This is a genomic window from Paenibacillus sp. BC26 (assembly GCF_900116125.1).
GTDB lineage: Bacteria > Bacillota > Bacilli > Paenibacillales > Paenibacillaceae > Paenibacillus_Z > Paenibacillus_Z lignilyticus.
The window spans coordinates 345,145-361,169 of the sequence record NZ_FPAD01000003.1; the positions used below are offsets into that span (position 1 = coordinate 345,145).

General features: G+C 52.5%; 15 protein-coding genes. 8 read left to right on the forward strand and 7 right to left on the reverse strand.

Annotated features, from left to right (window positions below; translation table 11 throughout):
• Positions 1 to 70 precede the first annotated feature (70 nt).
• Both BM412_RS22580 and BM412_RS22585 read left to right on the forward strand, forming a co-directional pair.
• On the forward strand, positions 71 to 949 hold the full coding sequence (locus BM412_RS22580; protein WP_091223509.1) for a carbohydrate ABC transporter permease: 879 nt from the start codon (positions 71 to 73) through the stop codon (positions 947 to 949).
• A 15-nt stretch (positions 950 to 964) separates the two neighbouring features.
• Complete coding sequence (locus tag BM412_RS22585; RefSeq protein ID WP_091223511.1) at positions 965 to 1,756, forward strand: carbohydrate ABC transporter permease; 792 nt, start codon at positions 965 to 967, stop codon at positions 1,754 to 1,756.
• Between the two features lie 507 nt (positions 1,757 to 2,263).
• Here BM412_RS22585 and BM412_RS32195 read toward each other — a convergent pair.
• The 4 genes from BM412_RS32195 to BM412_RS22600 all read right to left on the reverse strand — a co-directional run bounded on the left by BM412_RS32195 (position 2,264) and on the right by BM412_RS22600 (position 6,516).
• Positions 2,264 to 2,440: a hypothetical protein gene (locus BM412_RS32195; protein ID WP_177246022.1), complete on the reverse strand. Its 177-nt coding sequence runs from the start codon at positions 2,438 to 2,440 to the stop codon at positions 2,264 to 2,266.
• Between the two features lie 209 nt (positions 2,441 to 2,649).
• Positions 2,650 to 5,010 carry a family 43 glycosylhydrolase gene (locus BM412_RS22590; RefSeq protein ID WP_177246024.1) on the reverse strand — a complete coding sequence of 787 codons (2,361 nt, stop codon included), beginning with the start codon at positions 5,008 to 5,010 and terminating at the stop codon, positions 2,650 to 2,652.
• 341 nt (positions 5,011 to 5,351) lie between these two features.
• Complete coding sequence (locus BM412_RS22595) at positions 5,352 to 5,573, reverse strand: H-type small acid-soluble spore protein (protein WP_091223516.1); 222 nt, start codon at positions 5,571 to 5,573, stop codon at positions 5,352 to 5,354.
• A gap of 61 nt (positions 5,574 to 5,634) precedes the next feature.
• Complete coding sequence (locus tag BM412_RS22600) at positions 5,635 to 6,516, reverse strand: LysR family transcriptional regulator (RefSeq protein ID WP_091223518.1); 882 nt, start codon at positions 6,514 to 6,516, stop codon at positions 5,635 to 5,637.
• Between the two features lie 161 nt (positions 6,517 to 6,677).
• On the opposite strand from BM412_RS22600, the gene BM412_RS22605 reads away from it, so the two are divergent.
• Positions 6,678 to 7,628 (forward strand): NADP-dependent oxidoreductase, encoded by a 951-nt coding sequence (locus tag BM412_RS22605; RefSeq protein ID WP_256256525.1) that lies wholly within the window; start codon positions 6,678 to 6,680, stop codon positions 7,626 to 7,628.
• Positions 7,629 to 8,026: 398 nt separating this feature from the next.
• Here the strand turns inward: BM412_RS22605 and BM412_RS22610 are convergent, their stop codons facing one another.
• Together BM412_RS22610 and BM412_RS22615 are read right to left on the reverse strand one after the other, a co-directional pair.
• On the reverse strand, positions 8,027 to 8,947 hold the full coding sequence (locus tag BM412_RS22610) for a GH25 family lysozyme (protein ID WP_091223520.1): 921 nt from the start codon (positions 8,945 to 8,947) through the stop codon (positions 8,027 to 8,029).
• A gap of 141 nt (positions 8,948 to 9,088) precedes the next feature.
• Positions 9,089 to 9,670: a chromate transporter gene (locus BM412_RS22615; protein WP_256256526.1), complete on the reverse strand. Its 582-nt coding sequence runs from the start codon at positions 9,668 to 9,670 to the stop codon at positions 9,089 to 9,091.
• A gap of 133 nt (positions 9,671 to 9,803) precedes the next feature.
• Here BM412_RS22615 and BM412_RS22620 point away from each other — a divergent pair, with 133 nt between their 5' ends.
• Both BM412_RS22620 and BM412_RS22625 read left to right on the forward strand, forming a co-directional pair.
• Positions 9,804 to 10,736, forward strand: a complete 933-nt coding sequence (locus BM412_RS22620) for a 5'-nucleotidase (RefSeq protein ID WP_091223524.1) — start codon at positions 9,804 to 9,806, stop codon at positions 10,734 to 10,736.
• A gap of 14 nt (positions 10,737 to 10,750) precedes the next feature.
• The gene (locus tag BM412_RS22625) at positions 10,751 to 11,620 is read left to right on the forward strand and encodes an aminoglycoside 6-adenylyltransferase (protein ID WP_091223526.1); all 870 of its coding nucleotides are present in this window, start codon (positions 10,751 to 10,753) and stop codon (positions 11,618 to 11,620) included.
• 19 nt (positions 11,621 to 11,639) lie between these two features.
• Here the strand turns inward: BM412_RS22625 and BM412_RS22630 are convergent, their stop codons facing one another.
• A complete protein-coding gene (locus BM412_RS22630) occupies positions 11,640 to 12,539 on the reverse strand; it encodes a DMT family transporter (RefSeq protein WP_091223528.1) in 900 nt (299 codons plus the stop codon).
• Between the two features lie 79 nt (positions 12,540 to 12,618).
• Here BM412_RS22630 and BM412_RS22635 point away from each other — a divergent pair, with 79 nt between their 5' ends.
• From BM412_RS22635 to BM412_RS22645, 3 genes are all read left to right on the forward strand, one after another.
• Complete coding sequence (locus tag BM412_RS22635; RefSeq protein WP_091223530.1) at positions 12,619 to 13,098, forward strand: DinB family protein; 480 nt, start codon at positions 12,619 to 12,621, stop codon at positions 13,096 to 13,098.
• Between the two features lie 163 nt (positions 13,099 to 13,261).
• Positions 13,262 to 13,945, forward strand: a complete 684-nt coding sequence (locus BM412_RS22640) for a response regulator transcription factor (protein ID WP_091223532.1) — start codon at positions 13,262 to 13,264, stop codon at positions 13,943 to 13,945.
• Positions 13,942 to 15,753: a sensor histidine kinase gene (locus tag BM412_RS22645; RefSeq protein WP_091223534.1), complete on the forward strand. Its 1,812-nt coding sequence runs from the start codon at positions 13,942 to 13,944 to the stop codon at positions 15,751 to 15,753. Before BM412_RS22640 ends, BM412_RS22645 begins: the two co-directional genes overlap by 4 nt.
• The last annotated feature ends 272 nt before the right edge of the window (positions 15,754 to 16,025 follow it).

Consider the following 16,025-nt stretch of genomic DNA (forward strand, 5'->3'; position numbering starts at 1 on the left):
AGAGGAGGATGCCTCCTCTTTTTTCATAAATGGGTCAAGCGTGGGCAGCAGGAGGTAGGAGGAGGTTACCATGATTTCAAAGAGAAAATACGATTATGACGCGTACCTGTATTTGATCCCGGCCGTACTGTTCATCGGCGTATTTATTTATTACGGCGCCTATTTCAACGTGTATCACAGCTTCTTTAAATGGAATGGCATATCGAAGAATATGACGTTCATCGGCCTCGACAACTACGTCACGCTGATGAAAGATCCGAAATTTATGAAAGCGGTGACCAATACGCTTACGTACATGGTCGTCACCGTCATTGTGCAAGCGGTTATTGGTTTATTCGTCGCCGTTGTGAATGATTCTTTATTCTTCGGCAAGCGGCTGTTTAAATCTCTGTTCTTCCTGCCAAACATTATGAGCCTTGTCGTTGTCGCGCTCATCTTCACCGAGCTTTACAGCTACAACACGGGCGCGGTGAATCAAGCGCTTAGAGCCATTGGATTGGACAACCTTGTTCGGGATTGGACCGGCGATCCTAATTTAGCTTTGTACGCCGTTATGGTTACGAACATTTTCACTTATATGGGTTTCAGTATGATTATCTATTTCACGGCGATTACCCAATTCAATCAGGAAGTGATCGAATCGGCCAAAATTGACGGTGCCGGCTTTATGCAATTGTTCACGCGGATGATCTTTCCGATGTTGAAGAGCACTCATTCCTTGCTGCTCATCCTGGGTATTATCGGTTCGCTTAAGACGTTCGACCTCGTCTGGCTCATTACCGGAGGAGGACCGGCTCGCTCGAGCGAAGTGGTATCGTCTTACCTGTACCGCAGCTACGTTCTCGAATATAAGGGCGGCTACAGCGCGGCGATCTCTAACCTGATCATGATCATAGCCCTTATACTGACTTGGGTTCAAAGCCAAATTCAGAAGAGATGGGATGTTTAAGAGGGGAGCTCTACGATGATATTCGATAGAAAAGATCTATTAGGCCGCACGGTTGTACAAATTGTCATTGTCATTATGGGCATTCTCTGGCTCTACCCGCTCGTTCGGATGGTGTTGAAGTCGTTCGAGGGCGGCTTCGTAAACAACTATTCGGCGGTGTTTCTGGACGCGGGCGTGTATCGTTATTTCTGGAACAGCATCGTCGTGGCGGCCATGGATATTGCGCTTACGATTACTTGCGTGACGCTTGCGGCTTACGCGTTCTCGCGTCTGCGCTTTCCGCTGCAAATTCCGCTGTTCCTGATCCTGATCATCGGGATGATGATTCCGGGAGCGGGTTTCATTATTCCTTGGTTTCTGACGATCAAGAAGCTGGGGCTGGTCGATAACCCGCTCAGCCTTGTCGGACCGCATGTCGCAGGGGGCATCCCTTTCGGCTTAATGCTGATTCGTTCCTTCTTCGATGGAATCCCGAAGGAAATCAACGAAGCGGCGACGATCGACGGAGCAAGCAAGCACACGATCTTCCGGCGCATTTATTTGCCTCTTGGCATGCCGGCCATCGCGACCGTGACGATCTATACGTTCCTCGGTTCGTGGAACGATTATTTGCTGCCGCTGATCTTCTTGCAGGATCCGGCATCGATGACGGTGACGCTGCTTCCGCAGAAATTCGTCGTATTCGCAGGTTCAAATTATGGCAAGATTTCCGCTGCGCTGATGGCGATCAGTATCCCGATTTTCCTAGTCTACTTCTTCTGCCAGCGGTTCCTGGAGAAGGGTCTCACCGCCGGAAGCGTCAAGTAGGCTGACGTTCGCGTAGGCGCGCAGCCTAAGCTTTCTGCGCAATTGGTAAGAGAGTCGTAAGAAGGTCATCCTCTTACGGCTCTTTTTTTGTGTCCGCGTCTCCGGGGGCTAGTGACTTTCTCGACAATCCAAGACCGCATCTGCCATCTGGCGGATGCGGTCTTGGATTGTCGAGAACACTACTAACCTTTCGCTAATATGTATGCCTCTCAGGAGGAGGCATGGCGAGTTGATAGATACGCACTTCTTGCTAGAGCTGCTAGAGCTGCAAGAGCAGCCGGGTTGCTAGGGTTGCCAGAGCTACTAGGGTGCGAGGTTTGCAAGGGTAGCGGGGTTGCTAGGGTTGCCAGAGCTGCCGAGGTGGAGGCGCAGTATTCTAACGGTTGGCACAGCGCTTATTTGGTCTGTTTTTGCTAATTATTTTGTCTAACGGTTGCCAGAGCGCTTATTTGTCCGTTTACGGGCGGAAAGCCTACCTAAATGACAAAATAGCGCCTCTGGCAACCGTTACAATTGCGGGACACCGAAAAAGGGAAGATTAGGCGCGCTGGCAACCGTTAGACTTCGGGCTTTGGGCTTCGGGTCTTCGACTTTCCCGGGAAGCCGAAAGACCGCATCTTCCATCTGGCGGCTGCGGTCTCCGCTTGCCGAGAATCGGCTAACCTCCCTCTCGATTACCCGCATCTGCCATCTGGCGGCTGCGGTCTCCGCTTGCCGAGAATCGGCTAACCTTCCTCTCGATTACCCGCATCTGCCATCTGGCGGATAAGGTCTCCGCTTGTCGAGAAGTCGGCTAACCATCCTCTCGATTGTCCGCATCTCCAGAGGCCGGGGAGCGGCTTTCCCGGGCAGCAAAAGAAGGAGGCAAGTGTTGCCTCCTTCTGCTTAAGTCATTAGTTTCTGGATTCGGCGTAGAAGTTATCGAATGCTGCTGCAGGACCGGATACGCGAGCTCCGAGGCTGCCTGATGAGAATGAGGTGTCCGTTACGTCGATCTTCGGTGTGGCCATGTCGTTCACATATACGCGAATCCGTGTGCCTTCAGCGACGATTTTCAGATGATAGGTCGTTCCCGTTGTGATCGTCATGCTAGTGCCGGTAATGTAGGTCCAATTGTTATTGAATTTGCCGAGTATGACGGAGCCGCCCGTATTAATCGCTGCGTAGTAGCCTTTTAAGCTGTCGGCTCCGATCGCCGGATCGGTTACGCGGAAGAGCAGGCCGGCATCGCCTCCTCCGGAAGTAATCCGTACGTCGCCTTCGTACAAGACGTTGCTAAACGAAGACGAGGAGAAGACCGATTTATAACCGCTGCCGGCGCCAACGGTATAAGCCCCGCTGCTAATTCCCCAACCGCCGCCGTATGTCGCCCAGCCGTCAGGATTATTGTCGCTGAAGCCATCTGCGAACACAGGCGTTGCAACGAGATTGTCGAACGTCACGGCCGAGTTGAAGGTACGCAGTCCGATTCCGCCGGATGAATAGGAGCTGTCGGTGAAGGTGACGACCGGCGTATCCATATTGGTGACGTAAATCTTAATGCTTGTCCCGCTCGCAACGACTTTCATGTGGTAGGTTGTTCCGGGTGTAACGGTAAAGGAAGCGCTCGTTAAATACGTCCAGCTGTTGTTGAACTTGCCAAGCACGACCGTGTTGTTCGTATTCAGCGCCGCATAGTAACCTTTAAGGGAATCGCCGCCTACTGCCGGTTCGGATACCCGGAAGAGCAGGCCGGCATCGCCGCCGCTCGCGATCTTCACGTCGCCTTCATAGACGAAGTCCGACAAGTTGGTGCCATTCGCAACGGCTTTATAACCGGCCCCGGAATTAACCCCGTATGCACCGCTGCTTACGCTCCATGTGCCATCGTAAGTGGACCAGCCATTGGCGTTGCCATCATTGAAATTATCGCCGTAAGCCGTGCCTAACCACTCCAGCTCGACGCTGTCGATCTCTGCGTAATTATCTCCTTTTGTAAACTTGATGGTGTTCTGGTAGCCTTTCTTCAATTGCGTTTCGAATACGCTGTCGCCGTAAGTTTCCCAGCCGATATTGCTGTAACTGATAGGGAAAGCTGTGCTTCCGTTCACCGATACATTGTGCGTTGAAGCTGCTCCGGAGCCGTTCGTGTAGCGCACATGAATTTTGTAGTGGCCGGCCGCCGGGGCATTGATATCCTTGAACAGCACATAGCTATCGCTGTAATCGATATATCCGACGACCGCTCCGTGGGAAGCGCCGGACTTATAGTTGATCGACGCATTGTTCAAAGCCGCGTGCTCTGCTTCAATTCGGAATTCGCCGGCCGGTACTGCAATGGCTGAGGTTGGGGATGCCGGTATACCGAAATTCGGCGTGCCATTCGTGTTCCACGTAAACTGCTGCACCCGTGTAGGACGCGGACCGCAGCCTTGGCCGGTACCTGTATTGGCGTGATACACGAGCCAATCTTGTGTGCCGTCTTTTGATTTCGTGAAGCTGTTGTGGCCGGTTCCATATACGTTGTTGGCCGAAGAGGATTGAAACACGGGTCCGGATGACTTCGTCCAGGAAGAAGTACTTAACAAGTTGGCTGTGTCGGCTGCCGTTAGCATGCCAAGCCGGTAATCGTCCGACCAGCAGGGGAAGGTAGAGTAAGAGATGAAGATTTTGCCATTGCGTTTAATCACTTCCGGTCCTTCGACCAGGTCGCTTTCCCAGCTCTGATCGCGCGTTGCGATTTTGGTCAGCGAGGTGGAGAGCGTCCAAGGGTTGCTCATCGCGGCAATGTAGATGCTGGACCAATTGGCGTCATAGCCGGCATAGAGGAAGTAGAGCGTCCCGCCATTCTCGAATACGCTGCCATCCAAGCCTGCGCCGGAGCCGACGACCTTCCCTTTGCCGGTCCATGTACCTGTGAAGGGATCGGCCGAAGTGTTTTCCACTACATAGACGCCTCGGCAAGAATCGCCGCAGCCCGTATTTGCCGTGTAGTAGATGTACCATTTGCCTCCGATAAAGTGAATCTCGGGCGCCCAGATGTCGATCGTGCCGCTCGGCGGCGTCCATACCACCTTCTGCTCGCCGCTGTCGATACCGGTCATGGTCCGCGAACGCCAAATCGTCAAATTATCGCCGGTCGTACGGGTAAAATAATAGTAGCCGTCGTTGTCATGATAATACATCCAAGGATCTGCCCCGATATTGTTAACGGGATTGTTAAAATCCGTTGTGGGGGAGGCTGCGACGCCGGCAACGGCCAGCGACAAGGCCATCCATAAGGTAAATAGGAGAGTCATTGTTTTTCTCAAACCGAATCTTCCTCTCAAATGGGGTGGGTTCTTATCTACTAAATATTGAAAGCGGTTACATAAACTTCTGCAAAATCGAACGAAGAAAGGAAGCGAGAGGTCTTGCCTGCATCAACGCCTTGATTTCGCTACTGTTAGCGCTTGACAGTAACGATAATCATGAACGTTAATGTAAATCTATCATCCGTCTTTAAGAGGATCAACTCCGTAATTTTTGAAAATGACTCCTTAAATATCGATTGGATAAAAGAAGGCCATACCCATGAACCCATGAGTATAGCCTTCTAGTGTACGGTCGTAATCAATCAGTCCGGACAATGCATCTGGATGCCGTCGGATTGGAAGGGCGAGCTCTCCGTCAAGCTGTTCAGCGACACCGTCTCTTCGTTGTCCGGCTGATTGAGCGGATAGATCCGCGCCGTGTTCGTGTCACTGTCGACATGTTGAATATAGATCGGAACTCCATTGCACGTTACCTCGACCATGGTGGAGGATTCGGCGATTTCTTGCGCGCGCTGCGCGTTCATACGGTGCGCCCCCTTGGCTGTGGATGTCAGTTACATTGTTCGCGAAGGGGAGCGGGACTATTCAGCTTTTGGCATCTTTTGCAAAATAATGCGTGACATACTCCCTGAACGAGTGCGCAGCCTGCGACAGATAACGCTTCTCCAGCCAAGCAAGCTGGATGGTGCGGCGGCAGTTGGGATCATTGATCGGCAGCAGAACGAGCGGGGAAGCCTCTTCTTTCTTGCAGGCAGATAAGAGTGCGATCCCCAGGCCGGCCCCGACGAAACTGCGCAGCGCTGCGGGTTCATCCACCTCGCATACGATGTTGGGCTTCATGCCGCGCGAGCTGAAGAACTGGTCCATCATGCCGCGCAAACGCGTACCCTCTTTCATGCCGATGAAAGGCTCGTCAGCGATTTCGCTCAGGTTAATAAGAGGGAGGCCCGCAAGTCGGTGGTGAGGAGGGACCGCGATATAAATCTCCTCACGCAGCAACGGCACGCTGCCGATGCCGGACTTATCGATAGGTGGCGTCGTGTAGCAGAAATCGATCTCGCCGGCTTCAATCAACGGGATGGCTTCCTCTGCCGACACCTGGGAGATGCGCAGATTGATCTCGGGATGATCCTCCATAAAGGCGCGAATCATTTCAGAGAAACGAGCCAAGGTCGTTGTCGCGATGTGAAGATGTCCCCGCTCCGTACCGTTCATATCATTGATTTCGCGCCTGCCTTCCTCAAGGGCATGCAGGGCAATATCGACTTTGGCGAGAAAAGCTTGCCCGTAGCTGTTAAGCCGAATTTGCCGGCCTTGACGGTGGAAGAGCGGAACGCCGAGATTTTCCTCCAGCCGGGCGATGCTTTGACTAAGCGCAGGCTGCGCGATGTGCAGCTCCTGCGCAGCTTTCGTCATATGTTGAAGTCGGGCGACTTTTTGAAAATAGTGCAGCTGCAGCAGTTCCATGCTCTTTTTGCTCCATTCATTCATAATGTTTGTATTATGAAGACATAATTTAATATGTATTATACATTATTAGCGAGGGTGGATAAACTGGAGTAAGAAGCAGAGAGTCTTGCTTTGAACTTGTTGCGATATAGAAGGGTTTGTGAGAGGAGTTAGATTGAATGATGAATGAAATCAGCGAACAATCGATAAAGGCGATACGCGTTCACCAATATGGTGGTTCCGAGGAACTGCAGCTCGAAGAAATTCCACGCCCGCAGCCAGGAGAGGGAGAAGTGCTTGTGCGTGTCCATGCCGCAGGAGTGCTGCCGATTGAATGGAAAGTAATGCAAGGCATGTTCAAACAATTCAGGCCGTTAACCTTTCCTTATATACCGGGATCTTCGCTGGCGGGAATTGTTGAAGAAGTGGGTCCGGGCGTGACATCGTTTGCGAAGGGACAGGCCGTATTCGGAAGAACCGCGCACGGATGCTATGCGGAATATGCCCTTGCGTCGGTGGAATTCTTAGCGGCGAAACCTGATGAGATCACCTTCGATGAGGCTGCTACAATTTCCGGCGGCGCAACGACCGCATGGTCAGCATTGTTTGAGGTCGGTGGGCTTGAAGCGGGGGAGCGGGTGCTGATTCACGGTGCGGCCGGCGGAGTCGGTTTGTTCGCGGTGCAGCTGGCCAAATGGAGAGGCGCTGAAGTGATCGGCACCTGTGGAACGGACAATGTCGACTATGCAGCCTCGCTGGGCGCAGACGTTGTCGTGGATTACAAGCAGGAGCGGTTCGAGGATGCTGCGGCAGATGTTGATTTGGTGCTCGATACGGTCGGCGGCGAGACGCAGAACCGATCGTTCGATGTGCTGAAGCCGGGTGGCCGGCTGATCTCGTTGGTGAGCCAGCCGTCGGCTGAGCGCGCGCAGGAACGCGGCGTTAAAGCGGTGTTCTCGAACAAGCTGCCCGCGGCGGATTCGCTGGGTAAGATCGCGGCGCTTATGGCTGACGGCCTCGTGAAGACGCATGTCGGCGCGCGGTTTCCGCTTGCGGAAGCTGCCAAGGCGCAAGACCTGTGCCAGAGCGGCCATGGCCGAGGCCGAATTGTTCTGCATCTCGCGGATTAGGCCGCAGTCTGGCCGATTTCATGCGAATCGACACCGCTCACTGGGGAAGCTGCGAGAGTGGTGCGAGAAATGCTGCATTCTGTGCAACATTTCCAGCTAGAACTACCGCCCGGAGTCCGGTTACTCGAATTTGTTGTTTATTGAGCAACATTTCACTGTAAGAGGCTACTTTGAAGGTCAATATGTTGCATGAACCGCAACATATTGCTGTACGATCGACGGGAATGGTTCCACTTCCAAATGAGCAGTGAGCCCGAGCGGGGATTCGATACCTGGGGCGAATCTATATGTATGCGACAAATAGCGTCTCCTCGGATCTAACGAACCGTGGAGACGCTATTTAGGTTTCTGGTCGCGTACCTGCAACCGGAATCGTTAAACGCCGCAACACCGGCAAGTTACATGTAAATGTACACCTTCTGGTTCACGCTATCCCACGACACTTTGGCACCGAGCAGCTCGGCTGAAGCGCGAATGCCGATATAGGTTCTGTCGCCGAACAGCTTGTAGTTCTTGACCGGCTGCCCATTCACGTATGGGGTTGAAGTCGCGGAGTCCCAATAAACCGGAACGCCAAGCGATTCGCCGAGCTGGCGCAGCGGCACGTAGGTGCTGCCATCGACAATCCGGCCATAGGCGGCTAATTTATCGTTGACGACGATTTTGATCGTATCTTCCGGACTTTGCGGCTGAGGCTGGCCCGGATTGGCATAGAGGTCGTAGAACGCCTGCTCCATCGCATCCATGTCGACATCGCCTCCAATACCGTCGACTCTCCCATCATCGGAATATTGGAATACGGCCCACTCATTCCAAGTCGGGTTATCCATCGGTTTGTCTACGTTATAATGTGCGACCCACAGCGGCCATTGTCCGAGCGGCTGAGTGAGCTCCGTTTTGGCGAAGCTTGCACCGGTATAAAGCATGGTGGGATGGCCTGTCAGCCGCTGGACTTCGGTCAGCCAATCCACGCACCATGGGGTCAGCTTCGAAGTGGAGAGCTGTTCCGCATCTCCTTCCACATCGAGCACATGAGGAAAGTCCGATTTAAACCCCTTTATCGTATTGGCAAAATGAGCCGCCTCCGACTTGGCATCGTTCGACTCCGGATGCGCGTAGTGGTAAAAGCCGGTTTTGATGCCGGCTGCGGCCGCAGCGTTTGCATTCGTTGCGAATTTATCGTCTTTAAATGAAGTGCCTTCCGATGCCTTAATGAAAGCAGCGAGCACGCCGGCAGCTCGTACTTTCTTCCAATCAATCACGCCTTGATGGTGTGATACATCAATGGCTTTCACGTTGCTTGCGCTCTTTGCTTGCATCACTTCAGCTCCATTCTAGTAAATGTTATCGTACTAGCTTATGAGAACGAGAGGCAATTGGACTGATCATCCCGCCTATATATGCAAAAACACCCCGAGACCGCCTACGGCCCGGGATGTTCCTATGTACTCCACACCATACTAACCCCGCAAGAACAATGCTCCGATCGCCAGCGCGCCAATGATGCCCCATACCGCATTCAGGTTCAAGTAGTACACCATGATGAAGAAAGCAACGGCAAGCAGGAAAGGGATGAAGGTGATCACGCCCGGTGTCGTCTTCATGGCATATTTGGCAAAATCGTACGCCAGCATCGCCATCATGACGAAGATGACAGGCTGGATGCCGCGGATCATGCCTTTGATGATCGGGTTATTCTGCAGCTTCGACATGACGCCGACTAGCACGATCATCAGCAGAGCCGTTGGCATCACGACGGCAGCGAGGGCAACCGCGGCACCTGCCCAGCCGGCTACTTTGAAGCCGATATAGGCGGCCAGCTTCGTCGCAATCGGTCCCGGCAGCGAATTGCCGAACGCGAGCGCATGACCGAAATCCTCCGTTGTCATCCACCGCATGCGGCTCACAACTTCATTCTCGTACAAGGGGATAATGGACGGTCCGCCTCCATAGCCCAGCATCGTTGCTCTGCCGAACGAAATAAACAATCTCCACAGCTCACTCCACATGGCTGATCCGTCCTTTCTTCTCCATAGCTTCATTGGACTAATTATAAACATCCGGCGTACTGGGATACAATGTTATATTGCGCTGTACGAATATTCGGGCGGCTTGGTAAGATGGAGGGGACGCTGTAACCGCACTGTCCATTAGGAATAAGGAGGTTCAACCACCATGCCCTATCCCATCGAAAATAAATTCGTCATCGCCGTTGCCTCCAGCGCCTTATTCGATCTCGAAGAATCGGATCGTGTCTTCCGCGAACGCGGAGAGGACGAGTATCGCAAGTTCCAGCGCGAGAACGAGAACCATATCTTGGCGACAGGCGTCGCCTTCCCGCTGATCAAGAGATTGCTTCGCATCCACGCGTCCGACGAGGAACAGCTCGTGGAAGTGGTGCTGCTCTCGCGCAATGATCCCGATACCGGACTTCGCGTGTTCAAGTCGATCGAGCACTATAAGCTGCCGATCAGCCGCGCCGTCTTCGTGGCAGGCAGCAATCCGTTCTTGTACTTGGACGCCTTCAATGCGTCGCTCTTCCTCTCCGGCAACCCGGAGGATGTCAAGGAAGCCGTCGAGCATGGTTACCCGGCCGGCTGCATCTATCCGACCGATTACGTCGATGATGATGAAGATGAGGAGCTGCGCATCGCCTTTGACTTTGACGGCATCATCGCTGACGACTCGGCCGAGACCATATTCCAGCGGGGCGGCGCGCTGCATTCGTTTCACGATCATGAGCGGAGCAAAGCGGGCGAGCCGCTGCCCGGCGGACCGTTGTTCCGTTTCTTCGGCGAAATTGCCAAGCTGCAGAAACGCGAGAGCGAGAAGAAGCTGTTAAATCCGGCCTACAAGCCGAAGATTCGAGTCGCCATTGCGACCGCGCGCAATGCGCCGGCGCATGAACGGGTCATCACGACGCTGCGGGAGCAGGATATTCGCGTCGATGAAGCTTTCTTTCTAGGCGGTATTGATAAAGGACGGGTGCTGGGCATCTTCAAGCCCCATATCTTTTTCGACGATCAAGTGGGCCATATCGAAGGTGTCGCGCGCAGCGTACCATCGGTGCATGTGCCCTTTGGCATCACGAATACAACGAAACGATAAGGAGTCTGCAACCAATGCGCAATATGGAGGAAATCCTCGACAAGCTGGCGGCGTGGACACAGAAGAACAGCATGATTCGGGCCGTTATCATGACGAGCTCGCGTGCGAACCCCAATGCCCCGGTCGATTTGCTGTCGGACTATGATATCGAGCTTGTGGTGACGGACGTGACTCCGTTTCGCGGAAGCGATGCGTGGATCACGCAGTTCGGCGGCATTATGACCGAGTACCGGGAAGATGATGAGAGCTCGATTACTCGTCTGGTTCTGTTCGAGGATGGCGTACGGATCGATTTTCAAGTATATCTTGTCGCTCAATTGCAAGAGATGATGAGACTGCCGCTGCTGCCGGAGGAGCTCGATATCGGGTACCGCGTGCTGCTGGATAAAGACGGCCTGACGGCGACTATGAAACCGCCGCAGCATACCGGTTTTATCACCGATAAGCCATCTCGAGAAGACTATCATTCGCGGGTAAGCGCCTTTTGGTGGGATATCACGTACGTGGCGAAGAGTTTGTGGCGGGACGAGTTGTTTTACGCCAAGTACATGCTGGACAGCGTCATTCGCATCGAAATGTTCATGCCGATGATCGAATGGCATATCGGTGTGAATCGCGAGTGGAATGTGAATCCGGGGAAGAACGGGCGCTGGTTTAAGCGTTACCTGGACGAGCAGACATGGTCCGAGCTGGAAGAAACTTATGCCGGCGCAAGCCATGAGGACAATTGGCGGGCGCTCTTCGCGATGACGGAGTTGTTCCGCAAGCTGGCTGTCGAGCTAGGTGAGAAGCTTGGCTACGATTACCCGCACGCACGGGACCGCAGGGTAGTCGCTTATATGGGGAAGATTAGGCAGCTGGAGCCGGACGCGCAGCATTTCTAATTCGGGCGGTCCGGCAATTTCACCCCCACAACCCCAGCACAATGACGCCGCCGGTGATCAATACCGAAGACCAGATCCGCTGCTTGCCCTGCTTCTCATGGAGAATGAAAATACCCATCAAGGTACCGAATACGGTGCCGATTTCGCGCATCGGCGCAAGCAGGGAGACAAGTCCAAGCGACAGCGCATATAAGAAAATCAAATAGCCGCCCGGCGCGATAAGCCCGCATAACAGCATGATCGTCCCATTGTGACGGAGCTCCCGTTTCATGCCCTTAGAGCGAATAACCGCAGGGGTCAAAGCAAGCAGATTGCCTGCCGTTGTTATCGTGTTCAGCACGATGGCCGGCACATAGCCGAGCGCGAGTTTGTCCACGACGATATAGCTGGCAATGCAGAGGCCGACTGCCAGAGCGAACAGCGGTGCGCGCAGCGAAGCGCCCGCGCCGCCAAATTTGATGTTGCTGAGCGCGACAATTCCGATCACGATGCACACTACGCCAAGAAAACCAGCGAAGGTCAGCTGTTCGTTCAGCAGCGTAACCCCGATGAGCGGAACCAGCAATGGGCTTGTGCCGCGCATGATAGGATATACCTGGGACAAGTCGCCGATAGAGTAAGCGGCTGCCAGCAGGATCGTATAGATACCGTGAAGAGCAGCGGCGGCGGCAATGATCCACCACCCGTTGCTGCTTAGGTGCGAGCCATCCCACAACGCTATCGCCCAAGGCACCATCAGCACAATGCCAACGAGCTGGCACAACCAGAGAAACACATTTTTGTCGAGGCTGCGTTTCGTGAATAAGTTCCATACGGAGTGCAGAAATCCGGAGCCCAGTACGAGTAGGAAAGCTGTGCTTAGCATGAGTGAACCGCCCTTTTCCGGGAAATGGTAGTAGGCCGAATAATTCGCCTTCAAGCGGTTATTTCCCTGCCCCTCATCCCAGGGAACATGTTATAGTGGAACACATAGTCAATCGATTGGAGTGAAAGCGACCATGGATCAGTTCTTATTCACGCAGCTCAAATTTGTGCGAAATCAGACATTGAAGCTATTGGAAGGCGTTACGGAGGAGTTGGCAGACCGGATTCCGGACGGCTTCCGCAATTCGATTCGCTGGCAGCTGGGACATATCTACGTTGTGCAGGAACGGTTTGCTTTTCAATACTTGGAGCTGCCGCTTCAGCGGCCTGACGGCTTTAAGGAGTGGTTCGAATTCAGCACTTCGCCGCTCAATTGGCCGGAAGGTGCCGCGCTGCCTTCGCTTGATGACTTGAAGCAGCTGCTTGGCAGCCAGGTGGAACGCATCCAAGAGGCAATCTCGCATCGCTTGGAGGAGAAGGTCCCGCAGCCATATACGACTTCGATGGGGATTACACTGTCATCGCCGGAAGAGTTTCTAAGCCTGAATCTCTATCATGAAGGCATGCATATGAGCATGATTAAAGTATATAAAACACTGCTCGCTGCAAGCTAAAACGCCAACTATTGGGAATAGTAAGACCACATGTGAGTGATGTGTTTTCTCCATGTGGTTTTTTTGTATTCATGAAATTCATCTTATCTTTACATCAACTGCATCTCTTCTTCATTGATTACCGTTAAACTGACTTTAGAATATCGCGAAACGGGAGCCGGAAATGAAAACCATATTGATCGTCGAAGATGAGGACATATTGCGCGAGATCAGCAAAGATTACTTTCTAAACGAAGGATATAAAGTGCTTGAGGCGGCCGACGGGAAGGCTGCACTGAAGTCGTTTCAGGAGCATGAAGTGGATCTCGTCGTGCTCGATATCATGCTGCCTGAATTAGATGGGTGGTCGGTTTGCCGCCGGATTCGCAAGCAATCCGACGTCCCGATTATTATGCTGACCGCCCGGGTCGATGAAGACGACACGTTGCTTGGATTTGAGCTCGGCGCCGACGATTATGTGACGAAACCGTACAGTCCGCCCGTCTTGCTTGCCAGAGCGAAGCGTCTGCTTGAAAGCCGCAGCAAGATCGGCAAGACGGCGCAGTCGGAGGACTCCTTAACGATAACCGGCATTAAGGTCCATTTTCCGTCGCGAACCGTTACGATACGCGATTCAAGAGTCAATTTCACGCATACCGAGTTTGAAATCCTCGCCTACCTCATGCAAAATCAGGGAATTGTCATTACGCGCGAGCAGCTGATTACAAAAATATGGGGCTATGAGTATGTTGGGGACGATCGCACGGTGAATACGCATATCCGTAATTTGCGCACGAAGCTCGGAGATAAGGCTTCCACGATTGTTACGATTGTACGCACAGGCTATAAGTTCGAGGCTCATGCATGAGAACCGGCATTGTATTGAAATTGTTCATCCTGACGACAACCTTGTGCATGCTCATCTTAGCCGTCATTTATATCGGCCAAACGATATTTTTCAAAGAATATTACGCAAACCGGAAAGTGAGCGACTTGGAAGCGAAATTAGCGGCTTTCAAGACGTCCTATATCGATGCGCGAGGCAATTCGCTTGCCATCCAATCGCTGGAGCAAGATTTTTACAGAACAAACAATGTAACCATTACAAGCCTGGATCACGCTGGTAACTTAAAGCATGTAAACGACTTCTACCTGGAGATCAGAATGCTCAAGGCTTTAACGAAAGAGGAAGAGAAGGAGCGCATTAGAGTCCCTCTCTATCAGCTCATAAGCATGGAGGAAGCCGCTTCGGGACAAACCTTGATTACGACCGGAGCCCAAATGATGATTACAGGAATAAAGAGTCATTCCGTACTCACGCCCATTGTGCTGCAGCATCAGTCCGGGGAAGTGTTGTATGTCAACGAGCCATTCAAGCGCAAAGTTTTCGGGGGCAGCGAGAAATATAAGTTTGAAGAAAAAAGGAAACCCCTGGCCTCGGACAAATCGTCTTTCGTGAATCTGTTCGGAGTCGTCACAGACGTACGGTTTCCAAAAGGCGGAGGCTCGTCCGATTTTATCTATTCCAATAAGCTCTTCCTGGAACAGATCAATGCCTTTCAAGCGAAGCTGTTATTCGATGACATGAAGCTCACGGATGCGCTTCTCATCCAGGATTACGAGCAAAATAACGTGAAATACAAGCTGTTCATCCAGCCGGTTCATTATGACAACGGTACGACAAACTATATCTTCGCCATGGCATCGCTGCAGCCGGTAGACGAAGCCGTTCAAATGATGAAGGACTACTATGTCTACATCATCGTGTTCGTGATTGTGCTTATTTTGATCGCGTCGCTGTACTTTTCCATGAAAATCGCAAGGCCATTGCTGCGCATCAATCAGACGACGAAGAAAATCGCAAATCTGGATTTCTCGGAAAGCCTCACTGTCCGTTCCCAGGACGAAATCGGGGATCTGTCGCGTAACATCAACCAACTATCGGCTACACTGCATTCGTACATCGGGAAGCTGCAAGAAGATATCGCGAGGGAGAAGCAGTTGGAGAACACGAGGAAAGAGTTTATTGCGGGCGTTTCCCACGAGCTCAAGACGCCGCTCAGCGTCATGAAGAGCTGCATTTCGATTCTCAAGGACGGCGTGGCCGCGCATAAGAAGGACCATTACTTCGAAGCGATGGAGAACGAAGTCGATAAAATGGACCATCTCATCGTCGATATGCTGGAGCTGGCCAAATACGAGTCCGGCACCTACAAGATGCGGCAAGACGTATTTGCCATCGATAAGTCGATCGAATCGATCTGCGAGCAGTTAGCGCCGGGGATGGCGGCCAAGCAACTGCGGTTAACTGTTCTGCTTGTTCCCGCGCTAGTCGCAGCCAATCAGCACCGGATCGAGCAAGTGATCACGAATTTCATGACGAACGCGATCCGGTACACGCCGGACGAGCATGAAATCATCGTCTCCACGGTCGAAGACGGGAATCAAATCGTCGTCTGCGTCGAGAACAAAGGAGCACGGATTCCGGAGGAGCAGCTGGATAAAGTGTGGGATCGTTTCTATCGGGGAGATGCGGCGCGGCAGCGATCCGAGGGCGGCACCGGGCTGGGACTCGCCATCTCCAAAAATATATTGGAGCTGCACGGGGTCGAATACGGCGCGCGCAACACGAGGGATGGCGTCGCGTTTTACTTTCGCTTGAATAAGAATAGGTAATCGTATTTATGTAACGGCCATCCATGTCCGTTACAGGGGAAATTCAATGAAATATTAAATCTAACGGTCATTTTTGACCGTTAGTAGGCAGATAACGACAGTTTGATGAGTGAATTTAGTTCTAACGGTCGTTTATAGCCGTTAAAAGCTCAATCTATCGAATACATGCTTCTAACGGTCATCCATGACCGTTAGAATTTTCGGACGTTCGACTGAACGTCCGATTTTTTTATTTCCAAATTACTTATCAATCTTTATCTCATCTTTATTCA

What these genes read in the sequence shown, in the direction of transcription:
- BM412_RS22640 (WP_091223532.1), top strand. Translation starts at nt 13,262, where the DNA reads ATGAAAACCATATTGATCGTCGAAGATGAGGACATATTGCGCGAGATC.
- BM412_RS22620 (WP_091223524.1), top strand. Translation starts at nt 9,804, where the DNA reads ATGCCCTATCCCATCGAAAATAAATTCGTCATCGCCGTTGCCTCCAGC.
- BM412_RS22595 (WP_091223516.1), bottom strand. Translation starts at nt 5,573, where the DNA reads ATGAACGCGCAGCGCGCGCAAGAAATCGCCGAATCCTCCACCATGGTC.
- BM412_RS22600 (WP_091223518.1), bottom strand. Translation starts at nt 6,516, where the DNA reads ATGGAACTGCTGCAGCTGCACTATTTTCAAAAAGTCGCCCGACTTCAA.
- BM412_RS22615 (WP_256256526.1), bottom strand. Translation starts at nt 9,670, where the DNA reads ATGAAGCTATGGAGAAGAAAGGACGGATCAGCCATGTGGAGTGAGCTG.
- BM412_RS32195 (WP_177246022.1), bottom strand. Translation starts at nt 2,440, where the DNA reads ATGCGGGTAATCGAGAGGGAGGTTAGCCGATTCTCGGCAAGCGGAGAC.
- BM412_RS22585 (WP_091223511.1), top strand. Translation starts at nt 965, where the DNA reads ATGATATTCGATAGAAAAGATCTATTAGGCCGCACGGTTGTACAAATT.
- BM412_RS22645 (WP_091223534.1), top strand. Translation starts at nt 13,942, where the DNA reads ATGAGAACCGGCATTGTATTGAAATTGTTCATCCTGACGACAACCTTG.
- BM412_RS22580 (WP_091223509.1), top strand. Translation starts at nt 71, where the DNA reads ATGATTTCAAAGAGAAAATACGATTATGACGCGTACCTGTATTTGATC.
- BM412_RS22605 (WP_256256525.1), top strand. Translation starts at nt 6,678, where the DNA reads ATGATGAATGAAATCAGCGAACAATCGATAAAGGCGATACGCGTTCAC.
- BM412_RS22610 (WP_091223520.1), bottom strand. Translation starts at nt 8,947, where the DNA reads ATGCAAGCAAAGAGCGCAAGCAACGTGAAAGCCATTGATGTATCACAC.
- BM412_RS22625 (WP_091223526.1), top strand. Translation starts at nt 10,751, where the DNA reads ATGCGCAATATGGAGGAAATCCTCGACAAGCTGGCGGCGTGGACACAG.
- BM412_RS22635 (WP_091223530.1), top strand. Translation starts at nt 12,619, where the DNA reads ATGGATCAGTTCTTATTCACGCAGCTCAAATTTGTGCGAAATCAGACA.
- BM412_RS22590 (WP_177246024.1), bottom strand. Translation starts at nt 5,010, where the DNA reads ATGGCCTTGTCGCTGGCCGTTGCCGGCGTCGCAGCCTCCCCCACAACG.